The organism is Kytococcus schroeteri, assembly GCF_002847825.1.
Lineage (GTDB): Bacteria > Actinomycetota > Actinomycetes > Actinomycetales > Dermatophilaceae > Kytococcus > Kytococcus schroeteri.
Map to the genome: position 1 here is coordinate 1 of NZ_PKIZ01000016.1, position 18,589 is coordinate 18,589.

An 18,589-nucleotide genomic window follows, 5' to 3' on the forward strand; every position below is an offset into this window, starting at 1 on the left:
CTTCTGGTCGGGTCGGTGTAGGAACCCCCATCATCAGGGGACCTCGACCCCTACCTCGACCCGGTCACACCACCACTGCTACACCCTCAGATCGGAAGAGCCACTTGTCATCAGAGGGACAGGCCGTTCAGCCGGAGCCGTGACCGAGGGCGGTGCCTCCGCGTGACGTGGCTCGACCATTGGCGCACATGCGGCATGGGCGCCGACAGGGGCCGCCGCCCATGCCGCTACTACAGCCAGCGCAGCAAACAACTTTGTTCTCATGAGTGATCATCCTTCTCATTCCGTTGTGTGCAGAGGGGGACCCCTCCCTCACGAGTCTAGCCACGAGCAAGCCCTGACGCGTAACGATCTGATAACGACGAGGATTGTGATGGGTCACCCTAGGGGTGGCCCGCACCGGAGACTTCTTTGCGACCGGCGCTAAAAGAGTCCTCACGAATCACGTTCTCTCATCTTGGTCTTGGCAGCATCGTCCTGACGGCGCCCCATGAACAGGCGATGATCGTCAGGTCACGTTGGACCACGACCAAGATCCGACGTGAAGCGGGGATGGTTCGACGCCCTGGCCGCCGACGGGAGCGACATCGACCCACTGCAGCAACGCCCCTGGGGCGACCACGACGGTCAGGTCACCGACCGGTACGGGGTGCGCTGGCTCATCGGGTTCCAGGGCTGACGACCGCTCCGCCCACGCCCGGTGCATGGTGAGGCCCCACGGAGTGCGACTCCGCGAGGCCTCACCATGCATCCACAGGGCTCAGCCCAGCTTCACGTTGACCTGCTTGATCTGGGTGAAGCCCTCGAGCATGCCCTCCAGGGAGGCCTCACGGCCCACACCGGACTCCTTCATGCCGCCGTAGGACTGGCCGGGGATCTGCCCGCCGCCCTGGTTGACTTGCACCCAGCCGGAGTCGATGCGGTGCGCGGTGGTGAGCGCGTCGTCGAGGTTCTTGCTGAACACGTACGCGGCCAGACCGTAGTGCGAGTCGTTGGCCATGGCCACCACCTCGTCCACGTCCTTCCACGTGATGACGCTGAGCAGCGGGCCGAAGACCTCCTCGCGGGCCACGCGCCAGGACGGGTCCACCTGGCTGATGATGATGGGCGCGTGGAAGAAGCCCGGCTCGCCGACCTGCAGGTCCTCCCGGCCGTCGTACTCCACCTTGACGCCGTCCTCGGCCAGGGCCTCGTCGATGAAGCCCTGCACGCGGTCGTACTGCTTGGCGTTGATGATGCAGCCGATGTCGGACGCCTCGTCGCGCGGGTCGCCCACCGTCATCGCGCGGGTGCGCTCCACCATCTTGGCGAGGAACTCCTCGGCGATGTCCTCGTGCAGGAACACCCGCGAACCCGTGGTGCAGGACTGGCTCTGGCGCGCGAAGCGGGTGGCCAGCATCACCTGGTCCACGACCTCGTCGGTGCAGGAGTCCGGGAACACGATGCACGGCGACTTGCCGCCCAGCTCCAGCGAGAGGTGCGCCATGCGGTTGGCCGCCTTGCCGCCCACCATCTTGCCCACCAGCGAGGAGCCGGTGAACGAGACCTTGTCGACGCCCGGGTGGGTGACCAGGGCCTCGCCGATCTCCGCGCCGTAGCCGGTGACCACGTTGAGCACACCCGCGGGCAGGAACTCGGCGCACACCTCGGCCATCTTGAGGATGGTCAGCGGGGCGTCCTCGGCCGCCTTGAGCACGATGGTGTTGCCCGCCGCCAGAGCGGCCGGGGTCTTGAACGCGGCGATGAGCAGCGGCGAGTTCCACGGCAGGATGCCGGCCACCACACCCAGCGGCACGCGCTGGGTGTACTGGAGGGAGCCGTCGCCGCCGGGCAGCGTGACGCCCTTGACCTCCCCGGCCACACCGGCGAAGTAGCGGAAGAGCGCCACCAGCGTGGCGGCCTCCGGGCGGGCCTGGGTGCGGATGGCGTTACCAGTGTCCAGGGCGGTCAGCTGGGCCAGATCCTCACTGGCGGCCTCGAGCGCGTCGGCGCACTTCAGCAGGGCCTTCTGGCGCTCGGCGGAGGGCAGGGCCGCCCACGCGGGGAAGGCCGCACGGGCCGCCTCGACCGCGCGGTCGGCATCGGCCTGCTGGGCACGCGGCGTGGTGGCGATGGTGACAGTGCGGTCGATGGGGGTGATGACGTCCACCGTGGCGCCGTCCACGGCATCGACCCACTCGCCGCCGATGAACATCTTGTACGGGGTGACCTCGAGGGTGGAGAGGTCCTGCAGCTCGGCCATGGGAGCTCCTTCCGCGGGCTCGGCCCGCCGGTCGCCGGGGTGTGACGTGCGTCGCAGGGAAGTGTGGCAGAGGCACCCACGGCGCCTGTCGCGGGGCCGGGCGGCCGGCGTGGGAGCGCGCCACGTAGCGTGACCCGCGACACAGACCGTCCCCCAGCACCCAGGAGGCACTCCGTGACCGGCTCACTGCAGGGCATCACCGTCATCGACCTGACCCGGGCCCTGGCCGGCCCGCACGCCGCGCAGATGCTCGGCGACCAGGGTGCGCGGGTCATCAAGGTGGAGACCCCCGGCACCGGCGACGACACGCGCTCGTGGGGCCCGCCGTTCGTGGGCGGCGAGGAGCACATCAGCACGTACTACCTCTCGTGCAACCGCAACAAGCAGTCCGTGGCGCTGAACCTCAAGGACGAGGCCGACAAGGCCGTGCTGGAGGGCATGGTGCGCAAGGCCGACGTGCTCATGGAGAACTTCCGCACCGGGGTGATGGACCGCCTGGGCTTCTCGATGGAGCGGCTACTGGAGCTCAACCCACGGCTGGTGGTGCTGAGCATCAGCGGGTTCGGCCACGACGGCCCCGAGGGCGGGCGGCCGGGCTACGACCAGATCGCGCAGGGCGAGGCCGGGCTCATGAGCCTCACCGGGTCCGGGCCGGACGACCCGCAGCGCGTCGGTACCCCCATCGGCGACCTGCTGGCCGGCATCCACGGCGCCTACGGCGTGATGACGGCACTGTTCGAGCGGGAGCGGACCGGCCGCGGGCAGGTGGTGCGCACCTCGCTGCTGGCCAGCATCGTGGGGGTGCACGCCTTCCAGGGCACGCGCTGGACCGTCGGTCGCGAGGTGCCCGCGGCGCAGGGCAACCACCACCCGAGCATCACCCCGTACGGCCTGTTCCGCTGCAAGGACGGTGCGGTGCAGATCAGCTGCGGCAACGAGAACCTGTGGCAGAAGCTGTGCGCCGAGTTCGGGCTCGACCCGGCCGCCGAGGGCATGGCCACCAACGCCGAGCGCAACGCGCACCGCCCGGCCGTCATCGAGGCGGTGGAGGCAGCGTTCGCCGAGCACACCGGCGAGGAGCTGCTGACCCGCCTGGGCGCGGCGGGCGTGCCCAGCGGCAAGGTGCGCACGCTGGACGAGGTGTACGCCTGGGAGCAGACCCGCTCGCAGGGCCTGGTGGCCACCGTGGACCACCCGGTGCTGGGCGAGGTGGAGCTGCCCGGCCCGCCGCTGCGCTTCTTCGACGTCACCGGCGAGGGCGAGGCGCGTCGCGAGGTGGAGACCACGTGGACCACGCACACCGCACCCCCGGCCCTGGACGCCGACGCCGAGGCCGTGCGCGCCTGGGCCCTGGAGTGCTGAGCGTCAGGCAGGCAGGACCCGCACACCGCGCTCCACGGCCACCTGGGCGAGCCGTCGGTCGAAGGTGACCAGTGGCTCGCCCTGCCGTTCGGCGCACTGGAGCACCACACAGTCCGGCATCCGCAGGCCCGACTCGGCGCGCAGCCGCGCGAGCGCCATCGGGTCGCCCGCCGCAGGCGCCATCTCGACCCCCAGCTCGTCGAGGACGGCCGCCGCGCGGGCCGCGGTGCCGGCCCGAGCGTGGGCCACGAACGCCTCGGCGAGGGTCAGCTCCGGCATCCGCAGCGGCTCACCAGCCGCCTCGGCCAGGACGTCCACGGCGTCGGCGTGGTGGGCGCCCTCCGCATTGAGGGCAGCGATGACCACGTTGGCGTCGAGGATCACTCCGGCCACTCCGCATCGCGCTGGGTCCTGAGCCGGCTGCTGTCCCCCACCCCGGCCAGGTGACCGCCGGCGACCTCCAGCAGGCGTCGCCGCCGCTCGGCCTCCACCCCCTCGTCCACCGCGAGGCGGCGCCCGCCCTCCACCGCCAGACGCGCCACGAGCTGCCCGCGGGACAGGTCCGGCCAGCGGCGGGCGGCGTGGTCGAGGGCCTGACCGAGCTCGTCGGACTCGGTGACGAGGTGGCGCGGACGTGTGGTGGGCATGCCCTCAGGGTATCCCCAGGGACGTCGGTGTAACACCCAGCATCCACAGGTTCCCCGGCTGAGCAGGCGGGGCTCCGGGGCAGGCCGGTCGGCGTGATGGGATGGGGAGCACACCCCCTCGATCCCAAGGAGTCGCCATGCGTGCACTGGCCAAGACCGAGCCCGGACCCGGGCTGCAGCTCATCGACGCCCCGGAGCCCACCACCGGCCCCGGTCAGGTGAAGATCCGGGTGGAGCGCGCCGGCCTGTGCGGCACGGACCTGCACCTGGAGGGCTGGGACGAGTGGGCCGAGGGCGCCATGAACCTGCCCCAGGTGATCGGTCACGAGTTCTACGGCGAGATCGTGGAGTTGGGCGACGGCGTGGAGGCCCGCGGCGACCTGAAGGTCGGCGACAAGGTCTCCGGCGAGGGCCACATCGTCTGCGGCGTGTGCCGCAACTGCCGGGCCGGCGCGCGCCACCTGTGCCGCAACACCATCGGCGTGGGGGTGAACCGCGACGGCGCGTTCGCCGACTACGTGGTGATCCCCGCCGACAACGCGTGGGTGCAGCCCGAGTGGGTGGACGCCGACCTGGGTGCCCTGTTCGACCCGCTGGGCAACGCCGTGCACACCGCCCTGAAGTTCCCGCTGGCCGCCGAGGACGTGCTCGTGACCGGCTCCGGCCCCATCGGCGTGATGGCGGTGGCCGTGGCCCAGGCCGTGGGCGCCCGCTACGTGGTGGCCACCGACATCAGCGACGAGCGCCTGGAGCTGGCCAAGGCGGCCGGTGCCGACCGCGTGGTGAACGTGTCGCACGAGCGCATCGCCGACGCGATGAAGCCGCTGGGCATGAAGGAGGGCTTCGACGTCTGTCTGGAGATGTCCGGCTTCGGCTCGGCCGTGCAGGAGGCCATCGACACGATGAACCACGGCGGCCGCATCGCGATGCTGGGCCTGCCGGGTACCGGCTACGAGGTGGACTGGGGCAAGGTCATCACCCACATGCTCACCCTGCAGGGCATCTACGGCCGCGAGATGTTCGAGACCTGGTACAAGATGACCCAGCTGCTGCAGGACAACGAGCAGCTGGTGACCGCCGTGCGCAGCGTGGTGACCCACAAGTTCGCCGCCGAGGACTGGCAGGAGGCCTTCGCCACCGCCCGCTCGGGCAAGTGCGGCAAGGTCCTGCTGGACTGGAGCTGAGCCGTGGCGCTGCGCATCGCGAGCTTCAACGTCAACGGCATCCGGGCCTGCCAGAAGCGCGGCTTCGAGGGGTGGCTGGAACGCCGCGACCCCGACGTGGTGGCGCTGCAGGAGGTGCGCTGCCCGGTCGCCCAGCTGCCGTTGGAGGTGTTCGGCGACCGGTACCTGACCTACGACGCCGGCACCGCCGCCGGCCGCAACGGCGTGGCCCTGCTGACGCGGGTGCGTCCGGCCGCCGTGCGCACCTTCGGCGAGCCCGTGCTGCAGCGCGCCCCGGGTGAGGACCACGTGGACCTCGTGCCGGCCGATGCCGGGCCCACCCTGCCGCGGGAGCTCAAGGAGTTCGCCGGCGAGGGCCGGTACGTGGAAGTGGACCTGGCCGACGCGCCGCTGACGGTGGCCTCGCTCTACCTGCCCAAGGGCGGCCTGCCGGCGGACCTGCAGGAGAAGATGGCCGGCCGCATGCGCGAGGAGCCCGACGGCGGTGCCAAGTACGAGCGCAAGATGCGCTTCCTGGCCGGGTTCGCCAAGCAGCTGGACCGCTCCCGGAGGGCCGCGAAGGCCGCCGGGCGCGAGTTCCTGGTGATGGGCGACTTCAACGTGGCCCACGAGAAGCTCGACGTGAGGAACTGGCGGGGCAACAAGAACTCCGAGGGCTTCCTGCCCGAGGAGCGCGAGTGGTTCGGCTCGATCCTCTCGCCGCGCACCCTCGTGGACGTGGTGCGCTCGAAGCACCCGGACACCGAGGGCCCGTACGCGTGGTGGTCGTGGATGGGGCAGGCCTTCGAGCGCGACACCGGGTGGCGCATCGACTACCACCTGGCCTCCCCCGCCCTGGCCCGTGCCGCCGTGACCGCGGGTGTGGACAAGGAGCCCAGCCGCGCGGAGCGGCTCAGCGACCACGCGCCGGTGGTCGTGGACTACGAGCTCTGAGGGGCACCCACCGGGCGCGCGACCGCAGGGGCACCCCACCGGGCACGACGAAGGGGGCCGGCCACCACCAGGTGACTGGCCCCCTCTCGCGTGCGCTGCGTCAGGCCTTGGGGAAGGCGGGCAGCTCGACGCCGGTCATGCGCTCGACCATGCGCACCACCTGGCAGGAGTAGCCGTACTCGTTGTCGTACCAGACGTAGACCACGACGCGCTCGTCGCCGCCGGCGATGGTGGCGCGGCCGTCCACGGTGCCGGCGTGGGTGTCGCCCACGAGGTCGGTGGAGACGACCTCGGGGTGGTCCACGTAGCCGATGGCGTCGGCCAGCGGGCCGGAGGCGGCGGCGTCCTGCAGGACCTTGTTGAGGGTCTCGCGGTCCACGGCCTTGCCGAGGGTCAGGTTGAGCACGGCCATGGACACGTCCGGGGTGGGGACGCGGATGGCGTTGCCGGACAGCTTGCCCTTGAGCTCCGGCAGGGCCTTGGCCACGGCCTTGGCGGCACCGGTCTCGGTGAGCACCATGTTCATGGCGGCGGCGCGGCCACGGCGGTCGGCCTTGTGGTAGTTGTCCATGAGGTTCTGGTCGTTGGTGTAGCTGTGGATGGTCTCCACGTGGCCACCGACGATGCCGTACTCGTCGGCCAGGACCTTGAGCACCGGGGTGATGGCGTTGGTGGTGCAGGAGGCGGCGGACACGATCTCGGCGTCGCCGATCATCTCGTCGTTCACGCCGGTCACGACGTTCACCATGTCGCCCTTGCCCGGGGCGGTCAGCACGACGCGCTTGACGCCCTTGGACTGCAGGTGCTGCGAGAGGCCCTCGGCGTCGCGCCACACACCGGTGTTGTCGATGACGACGGCGTCGGTGATGCCGTGGGCGGTGTAGTCCACCTCGGCCGGGGAGTTGGAGTAGATGACCTTGACGGCGGTGCCGTTGAGGTGCAGCGTCTCGGCAGCCTCGTCGACCTCGACGGTGCCGTCGAAGGGGCCGTGCACGGAGTCGACGCGGAAGTTGTCGGCGCGCTTGACCAGGTCGTTCGCGGCCTTGCCCTTGCGCACGACGACGGCGCGCAGCTGCAGGCCGGTGCCGTGGTCCTGGCCCACGAGGATGCGGGCCAGCAGGCGGCCGATGCGGCCGAAGCCGTAGAGCACGACGTCCTGGGTCTTCTTCTCGCCACCGGCCTGGCCGGCGACCTCGGACAGCTGCTCACGCAGGAAGCCCTCGAGGTCGGAGGAGCCGGAGTCCTTGTACGCCTTCTGCAGGGCCACGACGTCGAGCACGGAGGCGCCGGCCTCGATGCCCTCGACGGCCTGGAGCAGGGCGAGGGTCTCGGTGACGTCGGCACCCTCACCGGCCTCGGCGTGGGCGCCGAGGATGCCGGTGGCGCTCTGACGGGCCAGGGAACGGCCGTTCACGCGGGCGTCCACACCGTTCGTGCGGGCCAGGCGCCCGGCGACGGGGACCAGGTCCTCCGCCGCGCCCTCCTGGGCGGCCCACTTCTGCTGGTGCTCGGATGCGCTGTTGGTCACGTCGTGTCCCGTCCTTCGTGGTGCGAGTGTGGTCAACCGGCCGCGCCCGTGTGGTGGCGGCCACCGGCGATCCTACCGACCCCCGTACCGGCTCCCCCGGCCCGACACAGCCCGCAGTGCGGGGCCAGAATGGGGCGCATGATCCTCATCAACGTGAAGTTCCCCGTCAAGCCCGAGCACGCCGACGACTGGCCGGAGATCAGCCGCCCGTTCACCGAGGCCACGCGTGCCGAGCCGGGCAACAAGTGGTTCGAGTGGTCGCGCAGCGTGGAGGACCCGAACACCTACGTGCTCATCGAGGCGTTCACCGACGAGGGCGCCGAGCCGCACGTGAACTCCGAGCACTTCAAGCAGATGCAGGCCGAGTTCCCGCAGTACCTCGCCGCGACCCCGCAGATCGTCAGCGAGCAGGTGGAGTCCGAGGGCTGGGGCCCCATGGGCGAGATCCAGGTGGACTGAGCGCCACCCCCATCGCCAAGGAGCGGCACGCCGGCACTCGGTGTGCCGCTCCTTGCGCACGAGCCCCGCCGCCCGGTGGACGCGAGCGCGTGACCGAGGACGCGCACCCGGATTGTGAATGTTCATGCCATGCCATGTAAGGTCATGCGTCATGACCCGCCACTTCCTCCGCGACGACGACCTCACCCCGGCCGAGCAGGCCGAGGTGCTGGCCCTCGCCGCGACCCTGAAGGCAGACCCCTTCGGACCCAAGCCGCTCGCGGGCCCGGTGACCGTCGCGACCATCTACGACCGACCCACCCTCCGTACGCAGCTGTCCTTCGCAGCCGGCGTCGCGGAGCTGGGCGGCCACGAGTTCGCCATCGACGCCGGACTGGCCGCCGCCGGAACCCGCGAGTCCATCGCGGACGTGGCCCGCGTCATCGGACGTCAGGCCGGCGCGATGGTGTGGCGCACGCCAATGCAGGCCGACGTGGAGGAGATGGCCCGGTACGCCGGCGTGCCGGTGGTCAACGCCCTGACCGACGACTTCCACCCCTGCCAGCTGCTGGCCGACCTGCAGACCATCGCCGAGCACCAGGACGGGTTGCACGGGCAGACGGTGGCCTTCCTCGGCGACGCGGCCTGCAACATGGGCAACTCGTGGGTGCTCGCCGGCGCCACCGCCGGGCTCCACGTGCGCCTCTCCGGCCCCGAGGGCTACCTGCCGGACCCCGACGTGGTGGCCCGTGGGCAGGAGATCGCCGCCACCACCGGCGGCTCGGTCACCCTCGTGGACGACCCCGTCGAGGCCGTGACCGGTGCCGACGTGGTGGTCACCGACACCTGGGTGAGCATGGGCAAGGAGGACGAGAAGGCCGAGCGCGTGGCAACCTTCGGCCCGTGGGCGCTCACCCCCGAGCTGCTCGCCCACGCGGCCGACCACGCCATCGTCATGCACTGCCTGCCCGCCTACCGTGGGGTGGAGATCGCCGCCGAGGTGATCGACGGCCCACAGAGCGCGGTCTGGGACGAGGCCGAGAACCGCCGCCACGCCCAGAAGGCGATCCTGACCTGGCTGTGGGAGCACCGCGCCGACTGACCCGGCGCCGCTCCCCCACCACCCGAGACCCCCTGACCGCAGAACCCCGAGGAGACCCCCATGAGCAAGGTCCTGACCTCCCTCCCCTCCGGCCAGCGCGTCGGCATCGCCTTCTCCGGCGGCCTGGACACGTCCGTGGCCGTGGCCTGGATGCGCGAGAAGGGCGCCGTGCCCTGCACGTACACCGCCGACCTGGGCCAGTACGACGAGGACGACATCGCCGGCGTGCCCGCCCGCGCCATGGAGTACGGCGCCGAGCTGGCCCGCCACGTGGACTGCCGCCGCGCCCTCGTGGAGGAGGGCTTCGCCGCCATCGCCTGCGGTGCCTTCCACATCCGCTCCGGCGGCCGCACCTACTTCAACACCACCCCCATCGGCCGTGCGGTGACCGGCACCCTGCTGGTGCGCGCCATGCAGGAGGACGGGGTGGACATCTGGGGCGACGGCTCCACCTTCAAGGGCAACGACATCGAGCGGTTCTACCGCTACGGCCTCATGACCAACCCCAACCTGCTCATCTACAAGCCGTGGCTCGACGCCGACTTCGTGGGCGAGCTGGGCGGCCGCACCGAGATGAGCCAGTGGCTCACCGAGCGGGGCCTGCCCTACCGCGACAGCCAGGAGAAGGCGTACTCGACCGACGCCAACATCTGGGGCGCCACCCACGAGGCCAAGACGCTGGAGCACCTGGACGTCAGCCTGGAGACGGTGGAGCCGATCATGGGCGTGAAGTTCTGGGACCCCGAGGTGGCCATCGAGACCGAGGACGTCACGGTGCGCTTCGAGGGCGGGCGCCCCGTGGCCATCAACGGCGAGCGGCTGGACCCGGTGGAGCTGGTGCTGCTGGCCAACAAGATCGGCGGGCGCCACGGCCTGGGCATGAGCGACCAGATCGAGAACCGCATCATCGAGGCGAAGTCGCGCGGCATCTACGAGGCGCCGGGCATGGCGTTGCTGCACCTGACCTACGAGCGGCTGCTCAACGCGGTGCACAACGAGGACACCATCGCGCAGTACCACGCCGACGGCCGCCGCCTGGGCCGCCTCATGTACGAGGGCCGCTGGCTCGACCCGCAGGCGCTCATGATGCGCGAGGCGCTGCAGCGCTGGGTGGCCTCGCTGGTGACCGGCGAGGTGACCGTGCGCCTGCGGCGTGGTGAGGACTACACGATCCTTGCGACCGAGGGCGAGAACTTCTCGTACCACCCGGACAAGCTCTCCATGGAGCGCACGGAGAACGCCGCGTTCGGGCCCACCGACCGCATCGGGCAGCTGACCATGCGCAACCTGGACATCGCCGACTCGCGCTCGATGCTGGAGATGTACGCCAAGCAGCCGCACGACGAGGGCCACGTGGTGGTGCAGGAGGGCAACCTGCTGGGCACCCTGGAGCCCGGCGGCGCGCAGCAGATCGCCAGCAACCCGCAGTGGAAGGACCTGGACGCCCAGGACGACGCCCTGGACGCCGCGGCGATGGAGTACGGCGCGGACTGAGCGACGACCCCGTCAGGAGGGGTGAGGGAGCGGCCACCGAGGGGGTGGCCGCTCCCGCGCGGTGGGGGGAGGCCACGGCATCGAGCGACATCGACCTGCTCGTGGAGCTCGTTCCGGGTGGCGGGAACGAACTGATGCGACTCGCCGCCATCGGGGAGGAACTGAGCATGGCTCTGGGGCGGCGGGTCGACGTGGTGGCGTCCAGCCTGCTGCGTGACGAGGTCTCCGGCACCGCCCTCGACGACGCCGTGGACCCCGTGAGCCGTTCGACCGACCAGCGGGGCGTCGTGGCCATGCGCGACGACGTGCACGCCCTCGATGCGGCGACGTCCCTGCCGACCCGCTACCGCAAGAGCCACGTCGGCCGCGTGTTCGACATCGCCTGAGCTCCCACTCCTCGCGGCGCGGAGGCCGTCCCCGCGCGCCCGGCAGGACTGGGTCACGCGGCACCCCCGCCCCCTGAGACACTGCCGGCATGTACGCGTTCAAGGACCAGCTGACCTCCGAGCTCACCGAGATCAAGGACGCCGGCCTGTGGAAGGACGAGCGCGAGCTCACCTCCCCGCAGTCCGCCCACGTCACCACCAAGAAGGCCGAAGCGCTGAACTTCTGCGCCAACAACTACCTCGGGCTGGCCGACCACCCGGAGGTCGAGGCCGCCGCCAAGTCCGCCCTCGACGAGTGGGGCTTCGGCATGGCCTCGGTGCGCTTCATCTGCGGCACCCAGACCCTGCACACCGAGCTGGAGCAGAGGATCGCCGCCTTCGTGGGCTGCGAGGACGCGATCCTGTACGCCTCCTGCTTCGACGCCAACGGCGGCTTCTTCGAGGTGCTCTTCGGCAAGGAGGACGCCATCGTGTCCGACGCGCTGAACCACGCGAGCATCATCGACGGCGTGCGCCTGAGCAAGGCCATGCGCTACCGCTACGCCAACCGCGACATGGACGACCTGCGCACCCAGCTGCAGGCCGCGAAGGACGCCGGCGCGCGCCGCACCGTCATCGTCACCGACGGCGTGTTCTCCATGGACGGCTACTACGCCCCGCTGGAGGAGATCTGCGACCTGGCCGAGGAGTTCGGCGCCATGGTGGTGGTGGACGACTCCCACGCCACCGGCTTCACCGGCGAGAAGGGCCGCGGCACCGCGGAGAAGTTCGATGTCATCGACCGCGTGGACGTGGTGACCGGCACCTTCGGCAAGGCCCTGGGTGGCGCCTCCGGTGGTTTCGTGGCCGGCCCCAAGGAGGTGGTGGCCCTGCTCAAGCAGCGCTCCCGCCCGTACCTGTTCAGCAACGCCGTGGCGCCCAGCACCGCCGCCGGCTCGCTCAAGGCCCTGGAGCTGGTGGAGTCCTCCGACGAGCTGCGCGCCCAGCTGGAGCGCAACGCGAAGCTCTTCCGCGAGCTCATGACCGAGGCCGGCTTCGAGTTGCTCGAGGGCAGCCACCCGATCATCCCGGTGATGTTCCCCGGCGAGGACGGCGCCCGCCAGGCCGGCCAGGTGGCCGAGGCGATGCTGGAGCGCGGCGTGTACGTCATCCCGTTCAGCTACCCGGTGGTGCCCAAGGGCGAGGCGCGCATCCGCGTGCAGCTCTCGGCGGCCCACTCCGAGGAGGACGTGCGCGCCTGCGTGCAGGCCTTCGTCGACTCCCGCGAGGCCGTCGCGGGCGCCTGATGGGCATCGACCGCCGCATGCTGGGTCCTGTCTCCCCCGAGGTGGGGCCCAGCCACGGGGCGCCCCTGGAGCCCGGCGGGCGGGTCCGCTGGGCGGCGCACACCGCCATCGACTGCCAGGACGCCGCCGCGTGGCGCGCGCTGCCCGCCGCGGGCGGGCGCGCGGCCGTGGGTGTGGTGGCCGACGGCGCCGGGGTGGGCCCCGAGCTGCGCCCCGGCTGCGAGCACCCCGTGGACTGGTTCAGCACCCGCCTGGTCGATGCCGTGCTCGCACGCCTGTCGCCGGCGGACGCCCTGGGCCCCGTGGTGGGTGAGCCGCCCGCCCTGGCCGATGCGGTGGCCGGCGCCCTGGAGTGCGTGCGCGGCGCCCACCCCGACTGCGACGCCGACACCGGACCGTGGGCGACCCTCGCCGTGGCCCGCGCCGTGGGCGACCGGCTGGAGTACTTCGTGCTGTGCGACTCCTCGCTGGTGGTGCGCTTCACCGACGGTCAGGTGCTGCAGGTCATCGACGGGCGGCTCGACGCGCTGGTGGGCGGCTGGGCCGGCACCGGGCCCTCCCCCGCATCGGTCATGAACACCCCCGGCGGGTGGTGGAGCGCCCGCGCCGACGTGCGCGCCGCCGACGAGGGACTCACCGGGTCGTTCGCGCTGGAGGAGGTGGAGGCCGCCTGGCTCGCCACCGACGGGGCGACGCGGCCGATCGAGATGTTCCGCACCCTGGACGCACCCGCCTGGGCCGAGGCCGTGGCGCGCGACCCGTGGGCGCTGGCGCACGGCATCCGGGCGCACGAGACCGAGCACGCCGAGCGGCTGCGGGCCGGCGGACACAAGGTGCACGACGACATCGCGATCCTGCGCGTGGTCTGAGCGGACGCGTCGGCCCCGGGAACGGCCGAGCCCCCACGACCGACCGGTCGTGAGGGCTCTCGGTGTGGCGCGCGTCAGCCCTTGTGGAACAGGCGGCGCAGCAGGCCGAGGGTGAAGACGGTGGCACCGGCGCCGCCGAGGCCCATGGCCACGCGGTCACCGCGGAGCTGGCCGCCCTCGTCGTACATGGTCTGGTTGAACTTGATCTGCGCGTCCTCCTGGGCGCGGCGTGCCACCTCCTTGGGGTGCACGCGGTACACGAGCTCGTCGACGTCGCCCGCAAGGCGAAGGCGGGAGGCGTCGATGTCGCGCGTGATCTGCTCGACGGAACGGGTGTCCTTGGGCTGCTTGGCCACGAGATTGCCTTTCCTTGGGAAACTCCCTGAAACTCTAACCCAGAAGCGACCCGAAGGAGACCCGTCATGACCCGCCTCGAGCCCGGCGACGCCGCCCCCGACTTCACCCTGGCCAGCACCGAGGGAGGCACCGTCTCGCTGTCTGACCTGCGCGGACGCAAGGTGGTGCTGTTCGTCTACCCCGCGGCCTCCACGCCGGGCTGCACCACGGAGGCCTGTGACTTCCGTGACAACGCCGCCGCCCTGGCCGATGCCGGGTACGCCGTCTACGGCCTGAGCAAGGACACGGTGGAGAAGAACACGAAGTTCGCGGAGAAGTACGAGCTGGGCTACCCGCTGCTCTGCGACCCGGAGCTGGAGACGCTGAAGGCCTACGGCGCGTACGGCGAGAAGAAGAACTACGGCAAGGTGGTGCAGGGCGTCATCCGCAGCACGTTCGTCATCGACGAGCAGGGGCGCATCGAGCACGCGCGGTACAACGTGCGGGCCAAGGGGCACGTGGCGTCGCTGGGCAAGAACGAGCTGGGGCTGCCGCTCACCAGCGCCGTCTGACGGGGCACAATGGCCGCCGCGCGCGAGTGGTGGAACTGGCAGACACGCACGGTTTAGGTCCGTGTGCTCCGGCGTGCGGGTTCGAGTCCCGCCTCGCGCACCAGGGCCCGTCACGCAGGTGGCAGGTGCACCGTGGTCGCGTAGGCCAGGTGGTCCGAGACGCCCAGTTCCAGCACCTCGCAGGAGTCGACGGTCGCCGTGTGGCTCACGATGACGTGGTCGATGGCGCTGCGCCCCCAGGCGGGCCACCCGACCGGCCACGTGCCCTGCGGCGTACCGCACCGCCGGGCCGTGTCGGCGAGGCCCTCCATCCCCGCGAGCCCACCGTGGCGGACCGTGGCGTTGAGGTCGCCCACCAGAAGCACCGGCCCCTCCTCTGCTGCCGTCTCGGCCTCGGTCACCAGCCCGTCCAGGTCGCGGCGCCACTCGTCCATCCAGCCGGGCACGGGCGCCGCCGGGTGGACCGCCAGCAGCAGCGGGTGCGCGGGGTCGGTGGGCTCCAGGCGCACGCTCCCCTGCATCGAGGGGGTGACGGAGCGCGGGGTGTACTCCGGCAGCCCCTCGCGCAGCAGCACCGACGTGGCCTCGATGCCGGAGTCCTCCGGCGCCCAGCGGCCTGAGGCGTCACTGGTGTGCAGGGTGCCGCGCCAGCCGGCGGCGCGCATGGCCCGCTGCGCCCGGGCGTGGGAGGTCTCCGGCAGCACCACCACGTCGGGGTGGAAGCGGGTCTCCAGGGCCGTGAGGTCCGCGGCGGTGAACGCGCCGAGGCTGTTGAAGGTCACCACCGTGAGAGTGGTGCCGTCAGCCGATGCACTGCCCGTGTCCGGCGCGGGCGCGGCCCACGGCGGACCGGCCGGCGCGAGGACCAGACCCAACGCGGCAGCGAGGCCGGGCACGGACGCCGCGAGCCACCACCACCAGGCCCGGTGCCGGCGGCGCCACGCCCACACCCCCACGGCCAGGAGCACCAGGCCCGCCAGCCCCAGGGCCACCCCGGCAGGGACCGGGAAGGACAGCGCGTGCGCCACCAGAGTGCGGGTGCTCAACCACCGGGAGAAGCCCACGGACGGCCACCACACGAGGACCGCGGCGGCCACGAGGGCCAGCCCCACGAGCGCGGCCAGGACGGCAGCTGCTCCCCGGCGCCAGCCCCGGCGGCGGTGTCCCGGCACGGCCTCCCCCGCATCGGGCTCCTGCACCGTCGACTCCACCCCGTCGCCCCTCTCCCTCGGTCTACCGCGATCGTACGCACACGCCCGGGCGTCCCCGGGGCCCCGGTGCAGGACCTCCCGCAACCGGCCGGGCTCCCGGAGTCCGTCCGGCCGGATCGCGAGGGGCCGCAGAACCTCCCGTGCCACAGCCGCATCCGCCGCCGGAACCGGCATCACCCCGGCCGAACCCCCGGACATCGGCGCCCCTCGTGGCTAGGGTCGTTCGGTACCTGACGAAAGGCACACCATGGAGTCCTTCCTCACCACGGCCAACGAGTGGCTGTGGTCCCAGTACATGATCTTCCTGATCCTCGCGCTCGGCGCGGGGTTCAGTCTGCTGCTGCTCTTCCCGCAGCTCCGACGCCTCCCGGACATGATCACCGCCCTCAAGGAGGGTGGTGACTCCAAGCGCGGCCTCTCCCCGTTCCAGTCGTTCGCCATCGCCCTGGGTGGGCGCGTGGGCGTCGGCAACATCGTGGGTGTGGCCACGGCCATCCACTTCGGTGGCCCCGGCGCCGTGTTCTGGATGTGGGTGACCGCCTTCCTGGGCGCCACCGTCGCCATCGCCGAGAGCTCCCTGGCGCAGGTCTGGAAGCGCGAGGTCAACGGCGAGTACCGCGGTGGCCCGGCCTACTACATCGAGCAGGGGCTGGGCTGGAAGTGGCTGGCCGTGCTGTACGCCATCGGCACGATCTTCGCCACCACCATCACCGGCCCGTCCATCCAGTCGTTCAGCATCTCGGACTCCAACCTGGCCGCCTTCCACGTGCCGATGTGGGTCAGCGGCGCCGTGGTGGCCGCGCTGTTCTGCCTGGTGACCTTCGGCGGCATGCACCGCCTGGGCCGCGTCACCGAGATGGTGGTGCCGTTCATGGCGGGCGCCTACATCCTCGTGGGCCTGGCGATGATGGTGCTGCGCGCCGGCGACGTGCCCGACATGTTCGGCCTCATCTTCCGCAGTGCCTTCGGCGGTGAGGCGATGTTCGGCGGCATGCTCGGCGCGGTCATCATGTGGGGCGTCAAGCGCGCCATCTACTCCTCCGAGGTGGGGACCGGCTCGGCCGCGCAGGCCTCGGCCGCCGCGGAGGTCTCGCACCCGGTCAAGCAGGGTCTGGCACAGGGCTTCTCGGCGTACGTGGACACGCTGTTCGTGTGCACCATCACGGCCCTGATGATCCTGCTCACCAAGAGCTACAACGTGGCCGACCCGGACGGCAAGATGATCGTGGAGTACATGCCCGGCGAGAACCCGGGCGCCAACTACACGCAGGCCGCCATCGACTCGGTGTTCCCCGGGTTCGGGCCGGCGTTCGTGGCCGTGGCCATGTTCTTCTTCGCGTTCACCACGCTGCTGTCCTTCGGGTTCTACGCCGAGACCAACGTGGCCTACCTGCTCAAGGAGCACCGCTGGCAGCCGGTGGCCATCGCGGTGGCGCGCGCGCTGCTGGCCGTCTCCATCGTGCTGGGTTCGCTGCGCAGCTCGGAGACCGCGTGGGCGTGGGCCGACCTGGGCCTGGGCTTCTACACGTGGGTCAACCTCATCGCCCTGGTGATGCTCAGCCCGGTGGTGCTCAAGGTGTTCCGCGACTACGACCGTCAGCGCAAGGAGGGCGTGGACCCGGTGTTCAACCCGCGCGACATCGGCATCGACAACGCCCCGGTGTGGGACGACGTGCTGGCACGCCACGGCCGCGGCCCGGGTGCCACCGCCGGCGCCGATGCCGGGAGCGCGGGCGCGACGCCCGACCGCGCCTGACGAGCGGTCCTCCTCACGCCGACGCCCCGGAAGCCACCACGGCTCCCGGGGCGTCGGCGTGAGCGGCTGGTGTCAGCCCTGGCGCTCGGACCAGGCCTTCAGGCGCGCCACGCCCTCGGCGATGACGTCCTCGGTCTTGCAGAACCCGAACCGCACGTAGCTCGGCGCGTGCTCGGGATCACTGCAGAACGCCTGCACCGGAACACCCACCACCCCGGCTTCCTCCGGGATCGCGCGGCACCACGCCAACGCGTCCGTGACACCCAACGGGGCCGCGTCGGCGATGACGAAGTACCCCGCCGGCGGCACCTCGCAGGCAAACCCCGCATCGCGCAGGCCGGCCACGAGCCTGTCCCGCCGACACTCGTGGAGCGCAGCCAGGTCGCTGAACACCGCGTCCGGCAGCGCCAGCCCGCGTGCGACCGCCGGTTGGAAGGGCGTCCCCACGCCAAAGGTGGTGAACTGCTTGACCTTCGCCACCGCATCCACCAACGCCTGCGGGCCGTGCACCCACCCCACCTTCCACCCCGTCACCGCGAACGTCTTGCCCGCCGAGCTGACCGTCAGCGTCCGGTCGGCACACTCGGGCACCATCGCCGGGCCCAGGTGGGAGCCCCCATCGTAGACCAGGTGCTCGTACACCTCATCGGACAGGATCACCGCGTTGTACCGCTGCGCCAAGCGCCCGATGGCGGCGAGCTCCTCGCGCGTGAACTGCTTGCCGGTCGGGTTGTGCGGCGTGTTCACCACCACGATCGCGGTCTTGTCGCTGAACGCCGCCTCCAGCGCCTCGAGGTCCAGCTCCAGGCCGGGCATGGCCAACGGCACCGGACGCACCACTCCCCCGGCCAGCGCCACGGCCGCCGCGTACGAGTCGTACGCCGGCTCGATGACCACGACCTCCTCCCCCGGCTCCACCAGCGCCAGCACCGATGCGGTGAGCGCCTCGGTGGCGCCGACCGTCACCAGCACCTGCGCCGGGTCCACCGTCAGCCCGTGGAAACGCTGCTGGTGCGCCGCGACCGCCTCACGCAGCTCTGGCACACCCAGGAACGGCGGGTACTGGTTGCGGCCCTCCAGCATCGCCTCGTGCGCCCACTCGATCAGCTCCGGAGGCGTGCCGGAATCCGGGGCACCCTGGCCAAGGTTCACCGCGTCAGCCGCGACGGCCCGCTGGGTCATCTCAGCGAAGATCGACGTACCGAAAGGCTGCATCCGCTGCACGAGGGGCGAGGTCATGCAC

Annotated in this window: 18 protein-coding genes, 1 tRNA gene and 1 pseudogene; 13 read left to right on the plus strand and 7 right to left on the minus strand. The window is 71.5% G+C overall.

The annotated features are described in order from the left end of the window. Positions 1–553: 553 nt before the first annotated feature. Positions 554–679: pseudogene (locus CYJ76_RS08555) on the plus strand (VOC family protein); the annotation flags it as partial. An 81-nt stretch (positions 680–760) separates the two neighbouring features. Here the strand turns inward: CYJ76_RS08555 and CYJ76_RS08560 are convergent. Next, complete coding sequence (locus CYJ76_RS08560) at positions 761–2,242, minus strand: aldehyde dehydrogenase family protein (protein ID WP_101849852.1); 1,482 nt, start codon at positions 2,240–2,242, stop codon at positions 761–763. A 174-nt stretch (positions 2,243–2,416) separates the two neighbouring features. Between CYJ76_RS08560 and CYJ76_RS08565 the strand changes: the two genes are divergently transcribed. After that, positions 2,417–3,604: a CaiB/BaiF CoA transferase family protein gene (locus CYJ76_RS08565; RefSeq protein ID WP_101849853.1), complete on the plus strand. Its 1,188-nt coding sequence runs from the start codon at positions 2,417–2,419 to the stop codon at positions 3,602–3,604. 3 nt (positions 3,605–3,607) lie between these two features. Here CYJ76_RS08565 and CYJ76_RS08570 read toward each other — a convergent pair whose 3' ends face one another. Further along, complete coding sequence (locus tag CYJ76_RS08570; RefSeq protein WP_101849854.1) at positions 3,608–3,997, minus strand: type II toxin-antitoxin system VapC family toxin; 390 nt, start codon at positions 3,995–3,997, stop codon at positions 3,608–3,610. Continuing rightward, positions 3,985–4,251, minus strand: a complete 267-nt coding sequence (locus CYJ76_RS08575; protein ID WP_070703230.1) for a hypothetical protein — start codon at positions 4,249–4,251, stop codon at positions 3,985–3,987. Before CYJ76_RS08575 ends, CYJ76_RS08570 begins: the two co-directional genes overlap by 13 nt. Before the next feature lie 137 nt (positions 4,252–4,388). On the opposite strand from CYJ76_RS08575, the gene tdh reads away from it, so the two are divergent. Further along, the gene (gene tdh, locus CYJ76_RS08580) at positions 4,389–5,435 is read left to right on the plus strand and encodes an L-threonine 3-dehydrogenase (protein WP_070703231.1); all 1,047 of its coding nucleotides are present in this window, start codon (positions 4,389–4,391) and stop codon (positions 5,433–5,435) included. 9 nt (positions 5,436–5,444) lie between these two features. Continuing rightward, positions 5,445–6,368, plus strand: a complete 924-nt coding sequence (locus tag CYJ76_RS08585; RefSeq protein ID WP_070703238.1) for an exodeoxyribonuclease III — start codon at positions 5,445–5,447, stop codon at positions 6,366–6,368. Positions 6,369–6,468: 100 nt separating this feature from the next. On the opposite strand, the gene CYJ76_RS08590 is transcribed toward CYJ76_RS08585, so the two are convergent. Next, positions 6,469–7,896, minus strand: coding sequence for a glyceraldehyde-3-phosphate dehydrogenase (locus tag CYJ76_RS08590; RefSeq protein ID WP_070703232.1), 1,428 nt, complete (start codon positions 7,894–7,896; stop codon positions 6,469–6,471). A 138-nt stretch (positions 7,897–8,034) separates the two neighbouring features. On the opposite strand from CYJ76_RS08590, the gene CYJ76_RS08595 reads away from it, so the two are divergent. The 6 genes from CYJ76_RS08595 to CYJ76_RS08620 all read left to right on the plus strand — a co-directional run bounded on the left by CYJ76_RS08595 (position 8,035) and on the right by CYJ76_RS08620 (position 13,471). Next, entirely contained in the window at positions 8,035–8,355 is a 321-nt protein-coding gene (locus CYJ76_RS08595) for a putative quinol monooxygenase (RefSeq protein WP_070703233.1), read from the plus strand. A 151-nt stretch (positions 8,356–8,506) separates the two neighbouring features. Continuing rightward, on the plus strand, positions 8,507–9,436 hold the full coding sequence (argF, locus tag CYJ76_RS08600; RefSeq protein WP_070703234.1) for an ornithine carbamoyltransferase: 930 nt from the start codon (positions 8,507–8,509) through the stop codon (positions 9,434–9,436). 60 nt (positions 9,437–9,496) lie between these two features. Further along, on the plus strand, positions 9,497–10,930 hold the full coding sequence (gene argG, locus CYJ76_RS08605; RefSeq protein WP_070703235.1) for an argininosuccinate synthase: 1,434 nt from the start codon (positions 9,497–9,499) through the stop codon (positions 10,928–10,930). A gap of 44 nt (positions 10,931–10,974) precedes the next feature. After that, positions 10,975–11,316, plus strand: a complete 342-nt coding sequence (locus CYJ76_RS08610) for a nucleotidyltransferase family protein (protein WP_070703236.1) — start codon at positions 10,975–10,977, stop codon at positions 11,314–11,316. A gap of 89 nt (positions 11,317–11,405) precedes the next feature. After that, positions 11,406–12,602, plus strand: a complete 1,197-nt coding sequence (locus tag CYJ76_RS08615; RefSeq protein WP_070703237.1) for a glycine C-acetyltransferase — start codon at positions 11,406–11,408, stop codon at positions 12,600–12,602. Further along, positions 12,602–13,471: a protein phosphatase 2C domain-containing protein gene (locus tag CYJ76_RS08620; RefSeq protein WP_101849855.1), complete on the plus strand. Its 870-nt coding sequence runs from the start codon at positions 12,602–12,604 to the stop codon at positions 13,469–13,471. The genes CYJ76_RS08615 and CYJ76_RS08620 overlap by 1 nt, the downstream gene beginning before the upstream one ends. 74 nt (positions 13,472–13,545) lie before the next feature. On the opposite strand, the gene CYJ76_RS08625 is transcribed toward CYJ76_RS08620, so the two are convergent. Beyond that, positions 13,546–13,827, minus strand: coding sequence for a DUF3618 domain-containing protein (locus CYJ76_RS08625; RefSeq protein WP_070703872.1), 282 nt, complete (start codon positions 13,825–13,827; stop codon positions 13,546–13,548). A 66-nt stretch (positions 13,828–13,893) separates the two neighbouring features. On the opposite strand from CYJ76_RS08625, the gene CYJ76_RS08630 reads away from it, so the two are divergent. Beyond that, positions 13,894–14,379, plus strand: a complete 486-nt coding sequence (locus CYJ76_RS08630) for a peroxiredoxin (protein WP_070703870.1) — start codon at positions 13,894–13,896, stop codon at positions 14,377–14,379. A gap of 20 nt (positions 14,380–14,399) precedes the next feature. Then, a tRNA-Leu gene (locus CYJ76_RS08635) sits at positions 14,400–14,482 on the plus strand. 7 nt (positions 14,483–14,489) lie between these two features. On the opposite strand, the gene CYJ76_RS08640 is transcribed toward CYJ76_RS08635, so the two are convergent. Next, positions 14,490–15,590 (minus strand): endonuclease/exonuclease/phosphatase family protein, encoded by a 1,101-nt coding sequence (locus tag CYJ76_RS08640; RefSeq protein WP_180802263.1) that lies wholly within the window; start codon positions 15,588–15,590, stop codon positions 14,490–14,492. Between the two features lie 247 nt (positions 15,591–15,837). On the opposite strand from CYJ76_RS08640, the gene CYJ76_RS08645 reads away from it, so the two are divergent. Further along, the gene (locus CYJ76_RS08645) at positions 15,838–17,346 is read left to right on the plus strand and encodes an alanine/glycine:cation symporter family protein (protein WP_070703866.1); all 1,509 of its coding nucleotides are present in this window, start codon (positions 15,838–15,840) and stop codon (positions 17,344–17,346) included. 72 nt (positions 17,347–17,418) lie between these two features. On the opposite strand, the gene CYJ76_RS08650 is transcribed toward CYJ76_RS08645, so the two are convergent. Continuing rightward, complete coding sequence (locus CYJ76_RS08650) at positions 17,419–18,585, minus strand: aminotransferase class I/II-fold pyridoxal phosphate-dependent enzyme (protein WP_070704715.1); 1,167 nt, start codon at positions 18,583–18,585, stop codon at positions 17,419–17,421. Positions 18,586–18,589: the final 4 nt, after the last annotated feature.

Bases quoted from the DNA above. Each gene is read 5' to 3' on its own strand.
- CYJ76_RS08560 (WP_101849852.1), bottom strand. From the start codon at position 2,242: ATGGCCGAGCTGCAGGACCTCTCCACCCTCGAGGTCACCCCGTACAAG.
- CYJ76_RS08575 (WP_070703230.1), bottom strand. From the start codon at position 4,251: ATGCCCACCACACGTCCGCGCCACCTCGTCACCGAGTCCGACGAGCTC.
- tdh (WP_070703231.1), top strand. From the start codon at position 4,389: ATGCGTGCACTGGCCAAGACCGAGCCCGGACCCGGGCTGCAGCTCATC.
- CYJ76_RS08595 (WP_070703233.1), top strand. From the start codon at position 8,035: ATGATCCTCATCAACGTGAAGTTCCCCGTCAAGCCCGAGCACGCCGAC.
- argF (WP_070703234.1), top strand. From the start codon at position 8,507: ATGACCCGCCACTTCCTCCGCGACGACGACCTCACCCCGGCCGAGCAG.
- argG (WP_070703235.1), top strand. From the start codon at position 9,497: ATGAGCAAGGTCCTGACCTCCCTCCCCTCCGGCCAGCGCGTCGGCATC.
- CYJ76_RS08615 (WP_070703237.1), top strand. From the start codon at position 11,406: ATGTACGCGTTCAAGGACCAGCTGACCTCCGAGCTCACCGAGATCAAG.
- CYJ76_RS08620 (WP_101849855.1), top strand. From the start codon at position 12,602: ATGGGCATCGACCGCCGCATGCTGGGTCCTGTCTCCCCCGAGGTGGGG.
- CYJ76_RS08630 (WP_070703870.1), top strand. From the start codon at position 13,894: ATGACCCGCCTCGAGCCCGGCGACGCCGCCCCCGACTTCACCCTGGCC.
- CYJ76_RS08645 (WP_070703866.1), top strand. From the start codon at position 15,838: ATGGAGTCCTTCCTCACCACGGCCAACGAGTGGCTGTGGTCCCAGTAC.
- CYJ76_RS08650 (WP_070704715.1), bottom strand. From the start codon at position 18,585: ATGACCTCGCCCCTCGTGCAGCGGATGCAGCCTTTCGGTACGTCGATC.